Below are 19,544 nucleotides of genomic sequence, written 5' to 3'. Positions count from 1 at the left end.
ATGCTCCGGCCATCTTTTGCTCACTCGTGAAACGACCCGGGAAGCTGAACAGAGAGATCCGCCTGATGGGCGGATCCCCACAAAAAGGAGCTCGACCATGAAGCGCGGAGCTCTGCTGTGCCTGCTGTCGATCATGGTGCTTGGTATTGTGGGAAGCGGTGCGCTGACGGGCTCGCAAACGCCCTCGCTGGGCGTCAGAAACACTGCGGGCGAGCTGATTGGCGTCATGGACGAGAGCGGAAACGCCTACGCCGTCCAGCGTCCGGACGGCAAGCCGCTGCGGCTCGTTCCGTACGTCCAGTCGCTGCTCGCGAGCGTTGCCGGCGCGGACTGGACGGGAACGGGAGCGTATACGGGCGCCCCGATCGATCCGGCGATCCGCCGGGTGACGCATGACGACCCGGACCGGGGCATCCGGATCGGGCCGGACGGCCACGTCGAGCTGCTTGACCCCGCGTCCGGAGAGGCCGCTCTGGATCAGGCCACCGGGCAGCCGGCCCCGCAGTTGACAAGCCCCCCGACGATCGATCGGATGACGACGTCCGGAGGCTACTACCAGACCTTCCAGCCGGGCGCGGCCGTCGGCGTGCTGGGAAGTGCTGTGACCTATTACCTCAATAACGGGTCGAGCTGGCAGAGCGGCGCAGGCACGTACCGGCTCTTCGAGCCAATGGTTGATCACGTGGAGGTCTCGGGTCAGACGATCCGCTACGTCCTCGGCCCGCCGCCAAACGGCCTGCTGTACGACCAGACGGACTTCGACTCCGGTGACCACTCGTCGCAGGGATCGCTGGGCGCGTCGGGGGCGCTCGTGATCGAGACGGTGGCGGGCGCGACCACCGCGGTGCTGCGCGGCCGGGCCGAAATCCTGTCGAACGACCCGACGTATTATGGCGACCGGTTCAATTACTTCAGCGCTCCCGTCGGGGCGATCGTGCCGTTCGAGGTGACCTACACGCTGTACAACGCGACCTGGACCCAGGACACGTTCTCGACATCCTTTTACTACTCCTATTCCGGGGTGGTGGACTTCGCGCACCCGATCTCGGTCCCGAAGGTCACAGGCCTCGCGATCGCCGGCTCGACGCAGGTGCCGGCGCAGTCCACGGCCCAATTCTTCGCGACCGTGCTGTACGAGAACGGCGTGCAGAAGAACGTCACCGACGCGGCCACCTGGGCGGTCGAGCCGGCCGCCCTCGCCAGCGTCGACCACGGGCTCCTCTCCACCGGCACGCCGGACCCCTCGCCGGCCCCGCTCACCCTCCACGCCACCTACACGGAGGGCGGGATCGAGGTGCAGGCCGACAAGGTCGTCCTCCTGGTCGCGGGTGGATCGGCGGCGCTGGCCGAGTCGTGGGAGATGTACCAGGCCGACAGCAGCCACAGCGGCTGGCTGCCCGTCATCCTGGAGCCGCAGTCGTTCGCCGTTCGCTGGCAGCGGACGGTGGCGGCCGGTAAGCCGCTCAACCCGGTGACCGAGGCGGGAGGGCGGGTCTTCGTGTCCCTCCTGACCTACTTCGGCAGCGGCCCCGCGTTCTTCGCCCTCGACTCCCGGGACGGCGAGACGCTCTGGTCGAAGGATTTCGGCAGGGTCTTCTCGGTCAATCCGCCGGCCTACGCATATGGCAATGTCTACATCCAGACCGGCGACCATGCCAGCGACACCTGGCTGTACGCGTTCGACGCCGAGACGGGCGATCGAGTCTTCAAGGTGCCTCACGCGGCCCAGTGGGAGCGCTACTACGCACCGACCATCTTCAACGGCACGGTGTACGTCGACGGCGGCTACTACGGCGGGATGTACGCCTTCGACGCATTCTCAGGCCAGCAGCGCTGGTTCGTCGGACTGCAGCAGTACGACCAGTGGACGCCGGCGGTGGACGACTCCTACGCCTACGCGTACGTGGGCTCCTACAGTCCAGGCCTCTACGTCTTCAACCGACTCACCGGCGTGCCGGTCTTCATGATCCAGGACCGGAACTTCGAGTGGAATGGCTGGAGCATGAATCTGGCGCCGGTCCTCGGCGCCTCTCACGACGTCCTGGCCATCCACAACGGTCGCCTGATCAGCTTCGACACCCAGTCCCGGTCGATCCGCTTCGAGATCGCGGGCGGGTTCACGGGACAGCCGTCGGTCGCCCACGGAGCGATTTACGCGATCAGATACGGCGGGCTGGCCGTGCTCGATGAGGACACCGGAGCGGAGGTCTGGTCCTGGCAGTCCCTCGGCGGCGCGCTCACGAACACGCTGATCGTGACCGAGTCGCACGTGATCGCGACCACGGGCACCAGCACTTTCGCGGTCGACCTGCTCGAACGCGATCTCGTCTGGAGCTATCCAGTCGGAGGAAACCTCGCGCTTGGAGACGACATGCTCTACATCGCGTCGGCGAACGGAGTCCTGACCGCCATTTCGATGCCCGGGTTCTCGCCGGCCACGCTGGTGAAGCTCGAGATTGCCGGACCCTCGCAGGTCCAGGAGAACTCGACCGCCCAGTTCTCGGCGATGGCCTACTACGACGACGGCCGGGTGCGCAACCGGACACTGGTCGCCCAGTGGTCGATCGACTCTGCCCCGTCCGCCAGTCTTGACACGAACGGGGTCCTCACAACCACCGAGCTGTTCACACCCGTACAGCCGGTCACGATCCACGCCACGTACAGCGAGAACGGTGTCAGCGTCGAGGCGCAGAAAACAATCAACGTCATCATCGGCGTCACGCTCGACCAGTTCGTGATTCGCAACCTTGCAGGAGCCAGGAGCATGACGCAGCATGTCCTGGAGGAGCTGAGCGAGGCCTCCGTGCGCGAACAGGCGGCCCGAGCGGTGCTGGGGCGGCAGGCGCCCGCTACGCCGTCGCGGATCCGCGCGCTCAACGACCTGGTGCGGGCCATCAACTGGGGCCGACTGGGTCAGCAGAGCCTGGACCGCGATCAGAGAGAGCTGAACGACGCCATGATGGAAATGAACCAGGGAGGCACGACCTCGGCACCGATCCGAAGACCACCGAATCTGCCCTGAGCAGCCGCGCCGGCCGGTTCCTGCGGCCGGCAGGGAGCAGAGTCGCGGACGATCTCAGTCGCGCGGCGCCACGCCCGGGGAGGCGAGGGAGCCGCGCAGCGCTCGGACGGCGTGCGTCATCGGGTAGTACTCGTCGAGACACTCGTCGGAGAGCCGGGAGAGCACGGCCGCGCGCGCGCGGTTGAGGAGCGGGATGTCGGAAGGGGTCAGGGTCGTCAGCAGATCGTCCGGCTCGATTCCGAGATCGATGCGCCCGGCACGGACCGCCTTCTCGAGCTTCCGGATCATCTTCGCCCGCTTTCTCGGAGAGACCCCGGCGCGGTCCTTCTTGATCTGATCCATGCGCTTCTGAAGCTCGTCGAGTCCGAGCAGGGCGCGCCGCGCCGCGGACGCGACCTCGGAGTCGGAGTCCTTCGTCAGCTTCTTGAGCGGAGCCTTCGCCGCCGGCGAGAACGCCGCGGCCAGCCCGTGCACGATGCCGAGACGCTCGATCTTCGGCGCCGGAGGCGCGCCGGCGAGCCGCTTCGTCACGGCGCCGACCAGCTGCGGGTCGTCGAGGAGCCCGAGCGCGGCCCAGGCCCTGCCGCGCGCGTCTTCGCAGGCGTCGCCGGCGGCGATCGTGCGCACAGGCTCCGGGATAGTCGGCGGCTGCAGGACACCCAGCGCCAGCGCCGCGTTCCCCCTCACGACACAGTTGTCGGACGAGAGTTTCGAGCTGACCGGTGCGATCGCGTCGTCGCCGTACTGGCCGAGCGTGAAGACGAGCATCAGCTCCGGGTCGATCGGCAGGGCGTGCTCGACGATCAGCGTGTCTGCGTTCTTGATCTCCAGAATCCTCAGGACCGCGGGGAGGCAGGCGGCGCAGTGCGCCGCCGCCATGTTCGCCGCGGCGTGGAAGGTCCCCGGCGGGTCGGCCGTCACCTTCGCCTTGAGCAGGGCGGCGGCGGCCGGCTCCGGGTGGTCCGGGTCGAGGACTGTCAGCATGTGGGCCAGGTCGACGAGAAGGAAATTGTCGTCCTTCTCGGTCGCGAGCACCTCGACGATCGCCTTCTCCGCCTCTTCGGGATGGTCGTAGAGGACGTCCCAGGCCCGGTCGAGGCGCGCTCCCAGGGCGTCCTTGTCGGCCGCGGACATCCCCTCGAGGTGGACGCCGCGCAGCCGGTTGATCGCGGCGGCGACCGCCGCGTCGGGATCCCGGGACGATGGAGCGCCGGCGGCAGCGGCGTCGAAGAGGAACGCCTGTCCTCCGGAAAGAGACGCCGACAGCATGATGAGAGCCAGGATTCTCAAGGGGACTCCGATCGCGACCCTATGGTAACCCACGGCGACCATCGGCCGGGTCGGTCAGGGAAGGGAGAGGCAGTAGCCGTCGGGATAGGCTGGCGAGGTCATCCCCGGCAGGCCGCCGCAGCCGGCGGGCGGCTGGGGCAAGAGCATGCAGCAGCCGCAGGGGTCGCCGGAGCACTGCAACGACTCCTGGCCCGTCGTCGCAGAAGGGGACAGCGGCCAGGCGGTCAGGTTGCCCTGGCGATCCACCACTTCGATCTTGAAGACGAAGTTCGTGCCGGCCGGCGCCTGGAAGGTCGTCTGGCCCGTCGCGCGACGGATGCAATCGATGAGCAGGGGATCTGCGTACGCGCTCGTGACGCCGAGATTCCGCGTGTAGACGGTGTCGTGTGTGACGAGATCTCCGGAGCTCAGAGCGTAGGTCGCCCCGTGACACTCGCAGGATCCGGAGACGGGGTCCTCCGAGCACTCCTCGGGAAAGTTGGCAACCTGATTGACCCGAAAGAGATTCTGGGAGGCATCGTCGAACAGCACGAGCGAGATCTCCCCGAGGCCGTTCGGATCGGGGAAACTGGCGCTCACCAGCAGGATGTTCTCCTGCTCGGGCGTCGAGTCGGGGTCGGTCGCGCGCACCTGGAACTGCAGCCGGTTGTAGATCCCCTCGAGGAAGATCCCGGGGTCGGCGTGAGTCCCGGGTATCCCGTTCACGCAGAACCAGTCCTCCAGGACGGTCGTGAAATCGCACTGGACGAACTCCTGCTGATTCACCAGGAACGTGACGCTCTGGATCACCGGCGGGTGGCCGAAGATGCGCGGCTCGCACGGGTGCAGGTTGGGGCGCACGGCCCCGCTGCTCGCCTGGCCCATCGAGCTCTCCCCGGTGGAATCGATGCCGGTGACCAGATAGAGGAATCCTTCACCGGGCGGAGGATTGTTGGAATCGAAGAATCCGCCGCTCGCATCGTCCGGGTCGAGACAGGGGCCGTAGTCGTCGGCCGCACCGTTCCCGTCGGCGTCGGCGAGCGCCGAAAGGTTGCCGCGGTAGAGGTTGAACCGGGTGAACGGCCGCTCCTGCTGCCAGAAGACGAGGTTCTGGTCGGGGAGGGTGACGAGGATCAGGTCGTCGTCGAGGTCGCAGTCGTCCCCCTCGCCGTCCCCGTCCAGGTCCTGCTGGAGAGGATTCACGGTGTAGCGGCAATTGTCGCAGGCGTTCGGAACACCGTCGTCGTCCAGGTCGTAGCCGACTCCGTCGTCGTCGACCACACCGTTGCAGTCGTCGTCGATCCCGTTGCACGTATCGTCGGGAAGGGAGCAGTCGGCGAGGGTCGACGCGGCTTCGGCGAAGTCTCCCGCGACGCCCAGGATGGCCATGGCGGCCAGGGCGAACGGGACGAATGCGGGCACGGTGCGCGGGCCACCTTTGACGATGGTCGCCTCCTGTCGGCGGCCGGGTCAGCGGATCGAGGATGTCAGTGAGCCGTGTATACCCTCGGGCGCTTCCGGCTGTCAAGGATGTGTCAGGAGGCGGAGATCAGGGCGATGCCGACGGAGACGATAACGACCCCGGCCCAGCGCGTGGGCGACACCCGCTCGTGCAGCAGGTAACGGGCGGCGAGCGTCGTGACGATGTCGCTCGTGGCGGTCAGGGGGAACACGTAGCTCAAGTCGCGCTGCGACAGGGCCACGAGATACGTGACGAAGGCCACGATCTGCAGCGCTCCGCCGAGCAGGACGAGGGGGGATCGGATGGCGCGGCCGCCGACCTCGTTGAGGACGGCCAGGCGGAGGGAGGACACCTCGCCCGCCTGCTTCATCCCGCGCGTGAGCGCGATGTCCCCGAACGAGAAGCAGAGGACGATGACGCCGACCAGCAGAACCGTGATCACGAGGCCGGCGCCCTCGAAGCGTGGCTCGAAGGGCCGGTCCGGCCGACGAGCAGCACACCGATCGACACGAGTGCTATGCCCGCCCAGCGGACGAGAGAGATCTGTTCGCCGAGCACGAAGTGCCCCAGGAGTGCGCTCACGACGAAGCAGGACGAGATCATCGGCAGGACGTAGCTGAGATCGGCCCACGAGAGGAGCGCCAGGAACAGCGCGAAGAAAATCAGGAGCAGAAGCCCTCCCGCGATGACCGGCAGGCTTGACAGCGCGGTGCCGACAACGGCCCAGAGACCGGGCAGCGTCCAGGCTCCAGGGGGGCCCACCGACTTCATTCCGTAGCTCAGACTGAGATTTCCCGCCCCGTTGGCCAGGATCGCGAGGGCCAGGACGACGAGGGTCTTGAGATCCTGTTGTCGCCTCATAGTCCCACGAGGCCCAGGCTGATCTGGAGCGCCCGATCCACGAGCTTCATGGTGTCGGGACGCAGCCTGCCGAGTCGCTTCACCAGGCGCCGTCTATCGATGGTCCGGACCTGGTTCAGGAGGACCACGGAGGGAACGTTCAGGTTGCCCTCCGGCGGATCGACGCGCACATCAACGGGATAGGCAGGCGTGTCGGATCGCGAAGTGATCGCCGCCACGATGGTGACCGGGCTCCAGCGATTGCCCAGGTCATTCTGGATGATCAGCGCGGGTCGGGTCTTCTTGATCTCGGCGCCCACGGTGGGATCGAATGAGACCAGGTAGACCTCGCCTCTCCTGGGAGGGGCTACTCCTGCTCGTCGTGCCACGCGGACTCGTCCAGGCTGCACCATTCTTCCGCGAGCTTCAGGTCGCGCTCGGCATGGCGGAGCGCCCCCTCCTTGAGAAGGCGGCGGAGTCTTGCCTTCCCGACCGACGCCACGTAGCGATGCACGGCCTCGGAGATGAGGAAGCTCCGGTCTCCCTTCTTCGCGACCCGGTCAATCAGCCGAATCGTCTCTTCCGGCAAGGTGATGTTGATGCGTCGATGCACGGAACTGATGGTACACACCTATGATGTGTATGTCAAACGGTTTGTCAGCCCGCCGGGGGGGCGCGTCCGAAAGAGGGAGCCGCGAGGGGAGACACCTCGCTGAGGATATAATCCGCCCACACATGAGCGGACTCACGTCTCTGCCCCGGCCTGTTCTGAGGCTTGCGGCGATCCTGCTCGCCGCGGCGACCGTCCTCTACAGCGGCCTGTGGATGTACTACATCCGCGTGCAGCCGCGGGTGGTGATCGGCATCGAGTACGACAATCCGCGCGGCCAGGACTCCCTGAGAGTGACCCGCGTCATCGCAGGCAGCGGCGCCGAGGCGGCCGGACTGCGGCCGGGAGACCTCATCAGCGCGGTCGACGGCCGGCCCCTCGAGGCCTACGTCCCCCTTCCGGATACGGTGACCCGCGGCCAGCCGGGGGACGTGGTGCGCCTGACGATCGAGCGGACCGGCGAGCCGATTCCCCTGGTCGTGCCGGTGGTGCTCGGCCCGCCTGCCGGCGAGGGCGGCGAGCGGACGCCGGCGCGGGCCATCGCCACCCAGGCCGTCGGCTCCTTCCCGGTGATGTTCCTCGTCGTCGGGTTCTTCGTCCTGTTCATGCGCCTCCAGGATCGCAACGCCTGGCTGCTGGCGCTTCTGTTCACGAGCTTCATCGCCGTCGCGCCGATCCAGGCGCTGGAGGGGCTCATCCTCCCGCCTCTGCGCGGCTTCGCCGCCGGCTACAAAGTCATCTTCCAGGGGCTGTTCGGGGCCTTCTCCTATTACTTCTGCGCCGTTTTCCCTGTCCCTTCTCCGATCGACAGGCGACTGCCCTGGTTGAAGACGTCGCTCATGGCGGCGGCCGCGGCCCTGGTCGTGCCGCTGGGGATCGCGGCGTACGTGGCCGGCGGCTTCGCCCCCGTCATGCGCGTGGCCGATCGTGTCGGCCCGACGGTCACCGGCGCGACTCTTTCGATTTACTACTTCGGAGCCACGGCGCTCTCCCTCGCGTCGCTGGTGTGGAACGGACTGCGCGCGCCGACTTCAGAGGCGCGACGGCGGACCCGGGTGATCGTCTGGGGGACGGTGGTGGGGGTCCTGCCGTTCATGGTGCTGAACATGGTGGCGGTCGCCGCCAAGCGGTCCCCTTACGGCTACCCGTTCTGGGTGTGGGCACCGACCGTGCTGGCGGTCCTGCTGCTCCCGCTGTCGTTCGCCTACGCCATCATCAAGCACCGGGTCCTGGAGATCCCGCTGCTTCTGAAGCGGGGGGCGCGCTACCTGCTGGTGCAGCGCGGATTCACGCTGCTGCTCATCGTCGCGGGCTCCGCCGTGACGGTTCTCTTCGCCCGCTGGTCCGCGGGAGTCCTGCAGGCCCGCCTGGATCTCGGCGCGGCCGCCGGCACCACCCTCGGCGCCGGATTCGGCATCGCTCTGGTGTGGACGGGGACGCTGTTGCGGACGAGCGTGACGCAGAGGATCGATCGCGCCTTCTTCCGCAGCGCCTACGACGCCCGGCAGATCATGCAGGCGCTGGCCGAGAAGACCTCCGCCGCCACCACCCGCGAGGAGCTGGGGGCGTTCCTGGCCGGCCACATCCGGCAGGCGCTTCATCCCAGCTCGCTGGCGATCTACCTGGAAGACGGCAGCGGCTCGCTCGTGGCGGTGCAGGGCGCGCCGGCGGGGAGCCCGGAGCGGATCGTGCCCACAGGTTCGTCGCAGGACCGTGTGACGGAGGGCGGACGCCGCGTACCGCTGTTCGGACGGGACGGGCGCCAGGCCGGCGTCATCCTCCTGGGAGAGCGTCTCTCCGAGGAGCCGTACTCGAAGGAGGACTGGCGCCTGCTGTCGTCGGTGGCGAGCCAGGCGGCGCTGGCGCTGGAGAACATCCGACTCGCCGGGCAGATCGCCGTGCGCCTGGAAGCCGAGCGACGCGCCACGGTCGAGCTGGAGCTGGCGAAGGAGGTGCAGTTGAAACTCCTGCCACGCCGCGTCCCGCGGCTGCAGACACTCGACTGCGCCGGCCACTGCCTGCAGGCACGCGCCGTCGGGGGCGACTACTACGACTTCCTCGAGCTGGGCGGCGGACAGGTCGGTCTGGTGCTGGCCGACATCGCGGGGAAGGGGATCGCCGGGGCGCTGATGATGGCCAACCTGCAGGCGAACCTGCGCAGCCAGTCCGGGCTGGCGCGCGAGGACCTGCGGGGGATGATGTGCAGGCTGAACCAGGCGATGTGCGACTCGATCGCCGACAGCCGCTACGCCACGCTCTTCTTCGGCTGCTACGACGACGCAACGCGCCGACTGCGCTACACGAACTGCGGGCACAATCCGCCCATTCTGATGCGCGCCGACGGCGGCGTGGAGCGCCTGGCGGCCACGGCCACCATCCTGGGAGCGTTCGACGCGTGGGACTGCGCGGTGGCGGAGACAATACTGGCGCCCGGGGACGCGTTGCTGCTGTACAGCGACGGCATCACCGAGGCGCGGAGCGACCAGGACGTCGAGTTCGGCGAGGCGCGCATCCTGGAGACGCTGCGCAGCCATCGCCAGGCGGAGGCACCGGCGCTCGTGACGGCGATCCTCGAGGCGGTCCGGAAATTCAGCGCCGGCGAGCAGGAGGACGACATTACGCTGGTGGCCGCGCGGTGCAGGTGAACCACGCCGCCTCGGCGTTCCTCGAGTCTTGTGCGAGTCCGCGGTCCCTGGTAGAATGCAGCCACTTCTTCACCTGTCAGGAAACACAGTGGCGGACGTCTCCCAGCGCGCATTCTCGCGGCATGCGTGGTGGCGAAGAAGAGCGCTGTGAGCACAGCAGGTTTCCAAGCTCGGCCGTTCCCGCGTGGGGGGGGAGGGAACAATGAAAAGATCGATAGCCTATCTCGTTGCGGCGTGCGTTGTGGCCATCGTCTTGTTCGTGGCGTGGCGAGCTCACATGAGCGAGAGATTTGTGGTGAGCACGATCACGCAGGTGGTCGACAATATCGTTCACGCCTCAGGGTGGAGCCGAAACCTCGTAACATCCCTCATCATCGTCGGGTCCATCCCATTTTTCTGGGCGGTCGGCCGTCTCGGATGGGAATTCTGGCTACGCGGCGGCCTCTATCCGACATTGGGCCTGTACAAGCGCTGGCCCGGGATAACGATCGTCCTTTCTGTCGCTGCGTACTTTGGTGTGATGGAGTGGGCGTCTCGCTATAACTTGACGGACAAGTACTGTGTGAACACGCCGGAAGGGATCAAAGTCTTCGACGAACCCATGGTCGATCCGACCTACGGAACGAAGGCCACGAAGTGCAGCCGTGAACAAGTTCTCTGGATTCAGTCGTCCAGGTCGAGGATCGCGGTGCCGCACCTGATCCGGATCAAGGATCCGCTGCATTACACATTCTTCGATCCGCGCAACAGCCTGCCCCGGGTGTGGTACTACCGATGGCCGAACGGCGACATCGACTTCTTCGACAGACCGGGATTTCACCCACAGATGGAGGAGGCTCTACGGCCGGTTGATCGAGAATTGGTGAAAGAGCTCTTGTCTCGAGCCGCCCGAGGTCATGACGTCCGACCTCAGAGCGGCCGTGCGCCGTCGCCGCCACCGATTGCAGCCAACGAGCCCATCGCCGCACATTTTCTCGAGGGCCAAACCGAGCCTGCGGTCAACCAGGTCGAGACGCGTGAATTGGATGGGTCGGAAACCGCGTTGCGCCTCGTGGCTGAGGATGGGCCGTTCCACATCGTGCTGAAAAAGTGTCTTCGCTCGGGTGAAGGCCCGATCGAGTGCGCGCTTCGCGTGGAAAACCGCACCGGTGCGGTGGAACCGATCTTGATGAATCCGCTGTATTCCCGGGGCGGACGGGTGTCGTCGTTTTCGGATTCTGCCGGCGCTCAGTACACGGCCGTGACTCATGGGGCGAAAGCCCTGAGTTCGGCGAGCAACATGGATATCCGCCCGGGCTCTCCTCTGGAATGGCAGATCGTGTTTACTAAAGTGCCGAAGGTGGTCAACCACGGCACGGTGAACCTTGTTGCCGATCAAGGCTACCGGGGGCGGCAGCTCAACTTCGTGTTCCGGGATGTTCCGGTTGGAGAGTAGGCTGCCAGACCGATGAGCGGGGCGGGCCAAGCATTCCACCGGACTTGGAAGGGGCGATTGTCGGCGCTCGCGAAGACGCTCAACAGGCCCCTCCTGATCGCCGCGGTGTTTTCGATCCTTTACATTATCTTTGGGGACTCCTTCCTCGTCCTGCGGCGTGTCCTTGAATTACTGCGGGCGGAGGTGCCGGTGTCGCTGGACGCGGTACTTGCGAGCGGCAGCAGCGCGCTCCGGATCATACCGCGTCACGGCGGCGACGTGCCGCTGACCCTCGTTGACATCGACGAGGCTCTTTACGCGTCCTGGGGGCGGCCCTGCATCACACCGCGCGATCGTCTCCGAGACCTGGTGCAGTCCGTCGCCGCACGCCATCCCGCCGCCATCGTCGTCGACATCGACCTGAGCTGTATGGGCAGCGACCGGGGCCTCGAGGCGTATCTCAAGAGCTATCGCGGGACGGCGCCGCTCATCCTGGTCCGTGGGATGCACGTCGAACCCGACCCCGGCGATGCCGTCCGCTTGCGGGTCAAGATGGATCCCACGCCGTACGACGATGCCGTCGCGGCCAACCCGCGCATTTCGTGGGGGCACGCGCTCTACCTGACGGACGAGGACGGTACCGTGCGCCGCTGGCGGGAATCGTGGGAGGCGTGCACAGGCTCCGGCACGGTGACGATCCCCGCCGTACCCTTGCGGATTCTCGCGATGCTGCCACAAACTCCCGGCGCAGCCCAACGGCCTCGGTTGCTTGCGCACCGTGGCGACTGCGGGCTGGAGACGCAATCCTCCCCTGAACACCTCGTCGTGCTCGGCCCAAGAATCATCGGCCAGGCGCGCGTGATATCCGATACCGGCACGCCGCGGGTCATCCCGGCTCGACAAATTCTCAACTCCTCCTACGCCGTGGAGGGAGGGGGATATTTCGCGCTCGAGGGTCAAGTCGTCATAATCGGCGCCTCACATTCCGGATCGGGCGACTATTGGCGGACAGCCCTGGGATACCTGCCTGGCATGGAGCTCCTCGCGCATACTGCGCGGTTCGCGCCGATACTGTTGACCCAGGCGGAGACGGGCGAATGGGTGCACCGCCTTTTTGTGTTCCTGGTGTTCTGGGGATTCGTGCTCCTATTCCACACCTTCCGTTCTTTCTGGGCCTTCCTGCTGGCCTTGCTCACGATCGTTGGATGGATCCTGATCATGGTCGGCGGATATGGCCGATACGAGGTGTTCGGATCGATCGAGTCCGCGATCTGGCTGTTCGTCATGTACGAGCCGGTGATCGTCATCACGCGCGTCCTGTGCGCCGCCGGTGACGATGAGGGGAAACACTGGTCATGCGTGATATTTCTGTCGGATCATCTGCGCGCGTGCTGCAAGAAGGCAATGGAACGGGGCCGATGAACGTCATCCAGAGCATCTTCTCGTCCATCGTCACCGCGGCGATCGTCTGCAGCGTCCCGACCTCGACCGCCGCCGCCCCGGCAGGATCCGATGCCGGTCTGGTGGTCGACTACGCGCCATCGCGCGCGTCGCACGTGATCATCCACCGGGGTTCGACCACGGAGACGCCGATCCGGCTGGGCACGGTCGTGCAGGCGAACGACCTCCTGAAGCTGCGCGTCGCCGGCCATGTGACGATTCAGCTGTGGGACGGGACGCAAAAGGAAATCGAAGGGCCGGGGGAGTGGCGCGTGCCGGAGGGCCAACGACCGGGGGCCATAGTGCTCTACCTGCACAGCCTCGCGGGACTGCTCGGAAAACAGGCCGACATCGCGGCGAGCGCCGTCTCGCGGGGGCCGGAAGACTGCGATTCAAAGCAGGCGAGCGCACCGATCCGGGTTCCGATCCTGCGGGAGCATTCGCGAGTCAGCGCAGGGACCCAGACTCTGGCGATCGGTTGGTTCGGTGGGTGTCCCCCCTACTCCGTTTCGCTTTCGTCCGGGGCGGCGGTCGCCGGCCACGCCGAAGGCTTGACGAAACGGCAGCAGACGTTCAGGGAGCTGAACCTCGAGCCGGGCGCCTACACGCTGCGCATCCAGGATGGCTTCGGGACCAGCGCGACATACGCCCTCGAGGTCGTCGCCGCCGGCCCGACCGTGCCGGGCGAGCTGGCGGCCGACCGGACCTCGGCGGACGTGATCGCCCGGTCGGTGTGGCTGTCGGAACTAGAGGGGGGCGCGTGGCGGCTCGAGAGCGTAAAAACCCTGCGCCCGCTCTTCGCCAGGAAGGACAAAATCGCCGCCCGGCTCGCCGATTATTTGTTGTCGAGCAGCGACACACCGACAGCGCCGTCGCCAACGATGACGAAGGGGCCCCAGTAGAACGGGTGCGCCTGCAGATCGTCGTCCTGCCCCTGCTGCCTCACCTTCGCGATGGCCCGTTGCAGACTCAGGGCGAGCGGAAGACGATCCTGCTTGAGGCCCTGGGCCAGGCCTACGCTCAGGTCCGCGGCCGCGCCGGTTGCCACTGGCCAGTGACTCACCATCAGCGCACGCGCTCCGGCGGTGAAGAAGGCCTGCGAGAGACCCGTGAACGCCTCGGCGCTCGGGCGGCCGTCGCTGGTCGCCGAATTGCACGCCGACAGGATGACGAGGTCCGCGTCGAGCTTCATGGCCGCGATCTGTCGCGATGTCAAGAGTCCCTCGCGCGGGTCCTTCGCCCCGGGCGGTGGGGCGAGCAACAGGGTCGGTTCGTCGACACCCTGGACCTCGGTCGAGGTGAACCCGTGCGTCGCGAACGCGATGATCTGGTAGTCCGAGGGTCGTGCGTCCCTCAGATGCTGAAAGCTGGCCTCCGCCCCGAGCCAGATCGTGGAGCGGCTTTCCCCCAGCGTCGTGGCCAGAGAGCGCAGCTCATCGGCCGCATCCGGGAGAGTCGACAGATCGGCCAGCGACTTACCGTTATTCCCTCCGGAGAAATCGAACACGCGCCCGCCGGCGGCCTCCCGCTCCTCGTCCTTCGACAACATCGGGGCCCCCAGCCCGAGGAATGCCTTCGATTGAATTCCCTGCGGCCGCGCTTGCCGATGCAGACGCAAGAGGGACAAGTCCGCGAGAACTGAGACAGGGAAGAGATCCGCGACAAATCGCGTCTGGGTGAATTGGCGGGCGGTCGTCATGCGCGCGAGACTCGGCTTCTCCGTCACGAGTATGGCCGGCGGGACGGAGGCGAGCGAGTCATGACCGTACCACAGGACGTGGGTGGCGCCTTTGAGGACCTCCGGCATCGACCCGAAGGTGAGCCTGTACAGCTCGTAAGCGGCCGCGGCGTCGAACGGAGGGACCTTGATCTGACCGCCTGAGCCTTGCCCGACGAGACTCTGGCGCAGATCGTGAACGAGGTGCCGCACCTCGGCGGGTCGGATCGGCTGTCGCTTCATCGCCGACGTGTTCCGAGTCAGTCCCCAGACGTAGAGACCATCCTTCGCCACCAATGTCGCGATCAGCGCCTCTCCTGGACGCAGCAGCTGTTGAAACTCTCGAAGCGCCATGGGCCGCGGGGTGATCAACAGGTCGAGCGCGGGCGCTTCGCGACGCACGAAGGCCACGTACTGACCGAAGGCCTGAGTCGTCTCGTTGAAGAACACATCCATGGCAAAGAAGGCGTGCCAGATATCCTCGTTCTTGGGCAGAGATCCGGGCGCCACCGCCAGATGCTGGTTCCAGATGTTTCGGAGCCAGACCGAGTTCTGCGTCGACATCGTGAAGAACCTCTCCACGTCGAAGCGTTGCTTGGGATCGATCGCCGCCGTCTGCAGCGCGGCCGAGACGGTCGCCAGGGTCAGGCGACCGTATGACCGCAGCTGCGTCAACCGGAAGCTGCGATCCTGGATCTCGCCTCGGAACTCGGGCAGTGCCTGGTAGAGACGCGCGTAATTGGCCAGCAGCCCGTCGATCTTGTCGGCCGCGACGATCTGCTCACGCGCGTCGGACACGAACATGTTCTGCGCCTGCGCGAGCACCTCGTCGTAGAGCCCGCGGTAGGTGCCCGTGTACCAGCGTTTCGCGATAGCGGGGCTCTTCGCAACGACGATATCGAAGCTCTGCGTCCCCGTCTTTCCACTCACCGGATCCGGGATATCGTCATCCTGCCGGTCGAACTCCACCAGTGCCTGGCGCAGAAACGGGATAGAGTGCCGGACCGGCTTCTCGTCGAGCGCCGCAGCCCGCGCGGCGATCGATTGTCGCGTCGCCTCGTCGTGATGGCCCTCGCCCGTCGCGCGAAAGGCGAGCCTCAGCCGCACCGCAAACTCGTTTTCGGTATCGATGAACGTCGAGGGCAGGGGGTAGAGCTCGAGGAAGGCCTTGGTCAGAGAGGCCGCCTCGGATCGACCGCTCAGCTTCTCCAGACCGTCGTACAGGGCCGGATAGACCCGCCACGCCGCCTCACGCTTTGCGTCGGGGCCGGCGATCTTTATGGAAAGCGCTCCGGCACCGTTCGCCTGGTCCGGCTTACCGAGCACGAGGAGCCCCCGGGCCGCCGCGCTGTAGAGCCGGCTGGCCCGATCGCCGTCGACCGGCTCCAGCGCCTTCGCCCGCTCGGCGACGACGGCGATGAGATGGTCGATCCCCGCAGCCGTGTCTGGACCGTGAGACAGCTCGCGCATCGCAAGAATAACAGGCCAGTCTTCCACCGACGCTTCGGCTGGCGAGGCGCGATAACGAGCAGCGAGGTCATCGGCAAGACGAACGGCATCCGCCGGGTCACCGCTCTCGATCGCCGAGCTGATGAGCCACGTGCGCGCGCACAGACTGATCTGCCTGAGGAGACGCCCCTGCGCATCCGGGTCGGACTGCGCCGAGATGCCGATCGTCAGGTAGAGCTGGGTGCGAAGGGCCTGGTCGTTCGTCCGGTCGGCGGACCAGGCCAGAGCCGCAAGCGAAGTCAGGTACCGGAGTTTCGCCTGGTGCGCGTCCTTTGGAGGGTTGCGGAAGTAGGAGGCCACCACAGCACTCGCGGCCCGGCGCGGGATGAGCGCGGCCCCCAACTCGGCACGCTCCGCATCCGTGGCAACGATCGTGCACGTCATCTCGTCCTGCGCCTGCTCGATCCACGTCGGCTCGGCCGTCCCGTACGCCAGGAACAGCATCAGAACGAACGTCGCGACGCCCTTGAGTAGAGGGATTCCTGCTCTCACGGTCGCGCGGGCTCCGTTCAGGTGCCCACGACTCTGAAGACGCTGGCGCGCGCCGCGATGCCGAGCGCGGAGTCATGCGTTGCGAACGTCAGGTCGGAGGTGGAGGATTCACGCCACAGCATCGCCGTGGCGAGGTGGATGGCGTCGAGCGTCCCGATCGGCGTGGGGAGGGGTAATGAAGCCCGCGCCAGGATGGGGCGCGTGGCCTCGACGACCTCGATCTCCTCGAGCAGCCGGTACACCGCCTCGCGACGCCTCGACAGCTCGTGGTCGGAGATCGCACCGCGCAGACGGAGACGATCGAGAGTCCGCAGACACTCGACCTCCACGAGGGCGCTGGCGACACCTTCGCGGATGCCACGCCATTCCTTGAACTTGCCCTTCTGCCCCAGCACGACCCGCAGGAGCACGGACGAGTCGAGGTAGGCGATCAACGATCGACCTGTCTTTCCTCGAGGAGGAGAGCAACGGCGTCGACGTCGAGCTTCAGCGGGGGAGGCAGCCGGACGTCCTGAAGCGTGGGAACATGCCGCAAGGGCTTGCGGACCCTCAGCGGCTCGGACTCGGCGCCGTAGGGCAGCAGTCGCGCGACGGGAGTCTCGCGATCCATTACCGTGTAGGTCTCGCCGCGCCGGACTTGGCGCAAGTGCTCGCTCAGGCGCGCCTTGAGGGCGGCAATCTTGACCTTCTTCATGACCACAAGATAGTCACATCTGGTCACGAGGTCAAGAGGGAGTGAAAGGAACAGAGGGAGTGAAAGGAACTAGACTTGGCCGCTTCGCGACGCCCGTGCGGCCGGGCACCTCGAAGCGATGGCTTACTCCACACGACGGTCGCTCAAGGAGCGGAATCGACTCACCTGGCGCAGCGCCGCGAATGAGGGCGGCTGTCTCTAGGTGATCCAGTCGCCCACCGTCTCGAGCTCCCACTCCGAGCCCGTGCGGCGCAGCCGCAGCGAGCCGCCGACCCAGGAGGCGTCCCAGACGACGAAGCCGCGGCGCTGCTCGTGGTCGAGGACGAACAGGGGAAGGCGGCAGGCGAAGATCGGGCCGAACTTCTTCTCGGCCAGGGCGAGCTCGTCGGCGATCAGGACGACCGCGCGCATCGAGGTGACGAGCGAGCGGAAGTCCCGCCGGTCGGCGACCAGGAAGGTCGTCCGCTCGTCGGTCAGCGTGGCCCGCCGCGCGCGGGCCATGAGGTCGTCCAGCGTGTCTCCGGGCGCCGGGATCTCGTGGATGATGGCCATCGACTTCATGCCGGAGATCCGGTTGAGGACGGCGCCGAGCGCCCTGGCGCGGTCGTCCATCACCGCGGTCCAGATCACTTGAGGGAGCGAATCGTTCCCGTCGAGCAGGCCGTCCGCGTCGGTGTCGGGATTCAGCGGGTCGGTGACGAGCCTCTCTTCGGCGAGGTCGGTCAGGCCGTCGGCGTCGCTGTCGCGCTCGAGCTCCGCGAAGGGAATCTGCAGCAGCAGCCCGTCCTGCACGCGCTTCGCACGCAGGCCGATGGGCGGGAAGGTGATGGAGGACGCGTCCAGCTCCTCGACCTTCACCTCGACTTGAAGATGGTCGTCGGCCAGGAGGGGAGCGTTCGACAGACGCCTTACCACGTAGGGGGACTGGATGCGCAGCCCCGTGTAGATCGGCGTGCCCCACGTCCGGCCGCCGTCGTGCGAGCGGATCACCCAGTAGACGCCGCGCGAGATCCCACCGACCGGGTCGAAGTCCTGCGAAGCGCCGATGGCCACCGCCTCGTCCCCATGGCGCTCCGCCCGGATCGGCGCGAACCGACTACGCTGCTCTGGCACCCTTGCTGCTATTGCACCCGCGGTGCATGGGATTTGCGTTCCTTAGACTGGTCTGCCCACCCCTGGCCCACGCCTTGACGTGGTCTACGGTGAACTCACGCCATGTCAGGTACTTGCCGCATCGAACACACTTCTTCTTCTCGTCGTTGTGCCAGATAATGCGCCGTTGCTCGGGAGAGAAAGTCCTGTTGGCGTCTTTGCGCTCGAAGAGAGTCCAAAGAAGGCCCTTAAGAATTTCCCTTCGCCGTTCGCGATTGGCACTGCTGTCCGTGTCGCCTTGGACGGTAAGGAGATAGTCGGAAAAAATCCGCTGGCCGGTGCGGGCCGGCTTGGCCCTTCGAAGTTGATCGCGCAGCTCGTCCACTCCTGTTGAGAGTCGCTTGAGCAACTCGAAGGCAATACGATTGCGCCGACGTTCTGTCAAGATAAAACCGGCTTGCTCCATCTCCCAAATAAGAAGGATAAGCGAGTAGAATTCAGCGCTGTTCCTGAAGCGGACTTGCTTGAGGTTTGGGAACATCCGCCGAACGAGGTTCATGCTGCGCGTGAATTCTCTGGACAGCTTCCCTAGCGTATGGGCATTAACGGTGTCGTTACCAATTGCGCGGTCAAGCGACGTCTTCTTGTTGATTGGGCCGCCGTTGTTGATCGACATGAGGAGCTCGGCAAAGAGCTCGGTTCCCTTCATTCGGTCGATCTGGGCTGCTGAAAGAATTCGGGTGTCCTCTAAGTAACGGCGGAAGCGTATTACCAATCGATCAGCCTCCCGAAGAAAGGGACTCGTGTAATACTTGGCGTGTCGCCTCTCTCCGGACGTCAATCGCTTCCCCGTGGAGTTGATCTTAACGAAAAGGTCGATGATTTGGTTTAGCTCGCCCGTGACTTCGACCGTCTGGAGCTTGTAGGACACCAAGGCAGCTTGTTGTTCGCTGAACGATCGCTTGAGTGTGGACCAGTCGTACCAGTCACGTCCGTTCCCGAGATCGAGTTTCACCTCGAACCAGTCGCGTTTGAACCGTCCGACTTTGGTAAACATGAATATGGTCTCGAGCCGTTGCTTCCCGTCAATCACGTCGTAAACGGGACCTCCGTTGCGGTCGCGACGATAAAGGAAAACGCTCGGCACTGGGTAACCGCCGACGATCGATTCGATCAGTCGTCTTCTATCGGTCAGCGTCCAGACGGATCGACGCTGGAAACCTGGCTCCAGGTTGATCTGGCGGCTCCGAAACATTAGGGTAAGCTCGTTAATGGTGTGCTCGCCGAATGTTGGTACAAGACTCATAGAAAACGCACCTCCTGGCTATCCGGCTTATA

Annotated in this window: 16 protein-coding genes; 5 read left to right on the top strand and 11 right to left on the bottom strand. The window is 65.9% G+C overall.

The features are described 5' to 3' along the window. The first annotated feature begins 97 nt into the window (after nt 1–97). Nucleotides 98–3,022, top strand: coding sequence for a PQQ-binding-like beta-propeller repeat protein (locus tag VEW47_04580; GenBank protein ID HYS04449.1), 2,925 nt, complete (start codon nt 98–100; stop codon nt 3,020–3,022). A gap of 54 nt (nt 3,023–3,076) precedes the next feature. Here the strand turns inward: VEW47_04580 and VEW47_04575 are convergent, their stop codons facing one another. The 6 genes from VEW47_04575 to VEW47_04550 all read right to left on the bottom strand — a co-directional run bounded on the left by VEW47_04575 (nt 3,077) and on the right by VEW47_04550 (nt 7,206). Further along, nucleotides 3,077–4,312 (bottom strand): hypothetical protein, encoded by a 1,236-nt coding sequence (locus tag VEW47_04575; GenBank protein ID HYS04448.1) that lies wholly within the window; start codon nt 4,310–4,312, stop codon nt 3,077–3,079. Between the two features lie 54 nt (nt 4,313–4,366). Continuing rightward, the gene (locus tag VEW47_04570; protein ID HYS04447.1) at nt 4,367–5,713 is read right to left on the bottom strand and encodes a hypothetical protein; all 1,347 of its coding nucleotides are present in this window, start codon (nt 5,711–5,713) and stop codon (nt 4,367–4,369) included. A 113-nt stretch (nt 5,714–5,826) separates the two neighbouring features. After that, on the bottom strand, nt 5,827–6,195 hold the full coding sequence (locus VEW47_04565; GenBank protein HYS04446.1) for an EamA family transporter: 369 nt from the start codon (nt 6,193–6,195) through the stop codon (nt 5,827–5,829). Then, complete coding sequence (locus tag VEW47_04560; protein HYS04445.1) at nt 6,192–6,614, bottom strand: hypothetical protein; 423 nt, start codon at nt 6,612–6,614, stop codon at nt 6,192–6,194. Before VEW47_04560 ends, VEW47_04565 begins: the two co-directional genes overlap by 4 nt. Further along, entirely contained in the window at nt 6,611–6,982 is a 372-nt protein-coding gene (locus VEW47_04555) for a type II toxin-antitoxin system PemK/MazF family toxin (protein ID HYS04444.1), read from the bottom strand. The genes VEW47_04560 and VEW47_04555 overlap by 4 nt, the downstream gene beginning before the upstream one ends. Then, entirely contained in the window at nt 6,961–7,206 is a 246-nt protein-coding gene (locus VEW47_04550) for a hypothetical protein (protein ID HYS04443.1), read from the bottom strand. The genes VEW47_04555 and VEW47_04550 overlap by 22 nt, the downstream gene beginning before the upstream one ends. A 122-nt stretch (nt 7,207–7,328) precedes the next feature. Between VEW47_04550 and VEW47_04545 the strand changes: the two genes are divergently transcribed. The 4 genes from VEW47_04545 to VEW47_04530 all read left to right on the top strand — a co-directional run bounded on the left by VEW47_04545 (nt 7,329) and on the right by VEW47_04530 (nt 13,604). Beyond that, on the top strand, nt 7,329–9,848 hold the full coding sequence (locus VEW47_04545) for a SpoIIE family protein phosphatase (GenBank protein ID HYS04442.1): 2,520 nt from the start codon (nt 7,329–7,331) through the stop codon (nt 9,846–9,848). 202 nt (nt 9,849–10,050) lie between these two features. Next, on the top strand, nt 10,051–11,283 hold the full coding sequence (locus tag VEW47_04540; protein HYS04441.1) for a hypothetical protein: 1,233 nt from the start codon (nt 10,051–10,053) through the stop codon (nt 11,281–11,283). Nucleotides 11,284–11,340: 57 nt separating this feature from the next. Next, nucleotides 11,341–12,684: a CHASE2 domain-containing protein gene (locus tag VEW47_04535; protein ID HYS04440.1), complete on the top strand. Its 1,344-nt coding sequence runs from the start codon at nt 11,341–11,343 to the stop codon at nt 12,682–12,684. Next, nucleotides 12,681–13,604: a hypothetical protein gene (locus VEW47_04530; GenBank protein HYS04439.1), complete on the top strand. Its 924-nt coding sequence runs from the start codon at nt 12,681–12,683 to the stop codon at nt 13,602–13,604. Before VEW47_04535 ends, VEW47_04530 begins: the two co-directional genes overlap by 4 nt. Here VEW47_04530 and VEW47_04525 read toward each other — a convergent pair. From VEW47_04525 to VEW47_04505, 5 genes are all read right to left on the bottom strand, one after another. After that, a complete protein-coding gene (locus tag VEW47_04525) occupies nt 13,538–16,420 on the bottom strand; it encodes a CHAT domain-containing protein (protein ID HYS04438.1) in 2,883 nt (960 codons plus the stop codon). The genes VEW47_04530 and VEW47_04525 overlap by 67 nt on opposite strands. Nucleotides 16,421–16,437: 17 nt before the next feature. Then, complete coding sequence (locus VEW47_04520) at nt 16,438–16,854, bottom strand: PIN domain-containing protein (GenBank protein HYS04437.1); 417 nt, start codon at nt 16,852–16,854, stop codon at nt 16,438–16,440. Next, nucleotides 16,851–17,114, bottom strand: a complete 264-nt coding sequence (locus tag VEW47_04515) for a type II toxin-antitoxin system prevent-host-death family antitoxin (GenBank protein HYS04436.1) — start codon at nt 17,112–17,114, stop codon at nt 16,851–16,853. The genes VEW47_04520 and VEW47_04515 overlap by 4 nt, the downstream gene beginning before the upstream one ends. 198 nt (nt 17,115–17,312) lie before the next feature. Continuing rightward, nucleotides 17,313–18,167, bottom strand: a complete 855-nt coding sequence (locus VEW47_04510; protein ID HYS04435.1) for a hypothetical protein — start codon at nt 18,165–18,167, stop codon at nt 17,313–17,315. Between the two features lie 43 nt (nt 18,168–18,210). Further along, on the bottom strand, nt 18,211–19,512 hold the full coding sequence (locus VEW47_04505) for a DUF262 domain-containing protein (GenBank protein ID HYS04434.1): 1,302 nt from the start codon (nt 19,510–19,512) through the stop codon (nt 18,211–18,213). Between the last annotated feature and the right edge of the window lie 32 nt (nt 19,513–19,544).

The sequence above is a fragment of the Candidatus Dormiibacterota bacterium genome (assembly GCA_035635555.1).
GTDB lineage: Bacteria > Acidobacteriota > Polarisedimenticolia > Gp22-AA2 > Gp22-AA2 > Gp22-AA3.
The sequence above is the reverse complement of the archived record's forward strand: the minus strand, read 5'-3'. Positions and strand labels throughout refer to the sequence as shown.

Bases quoted from the DNA above. Each gene is read 5' to 3' on its own strand.
- VEW47_04580 (HYS04449.1), top strand. From the start codon at position 98: ATGAAGCGCGGAGCTCTGCTGTGCCTGCTGTCGATCATGGTGCTTGGT.
- VEW47_04560 (HYS04445.1), bottom strand. From the start codon at position 6,614: ATGAGGCGACAACAGGATCTCAAGACCCTCGTCGTCCTGGCCCTCGCG.
- VEW47_04545 (HYS04442.1), top strand. From the start codon at position 7,329: ATGAGCGGACTCACGTCTCTGCCCCGGCCTGTTCTGAGGCTTGCGGCG.
- VEW47_04540 (HYS04441.1), top strand. From the start codon at position 10,051: ATGAAAAGATCGATAGCCTATCTCGTTGCGGCGTGCGTTGTGGCCATC.
- VEW47_04530 (HYS04439.1), top strand. From the start codon at position 12,681: ATGAACGTCATCCAGAGCATCTTCTCGTCCATCGTCACCGCGGCGATC.
- VEW47_04515 (HYS04436.1), bottom strand. From the start codon at position 17,114: ATGAAGAAGGTCAAGATTGCCGCCCTCAAGGCGCGCCTGAGCGAGCAC.
- VEW47_04505 (HYS04434.1), bottom strand. From the start codon at position 19,512: ATGAGTCTTGTACCAACATTCGGCGAGCACACCATTAACGAGCTTACC.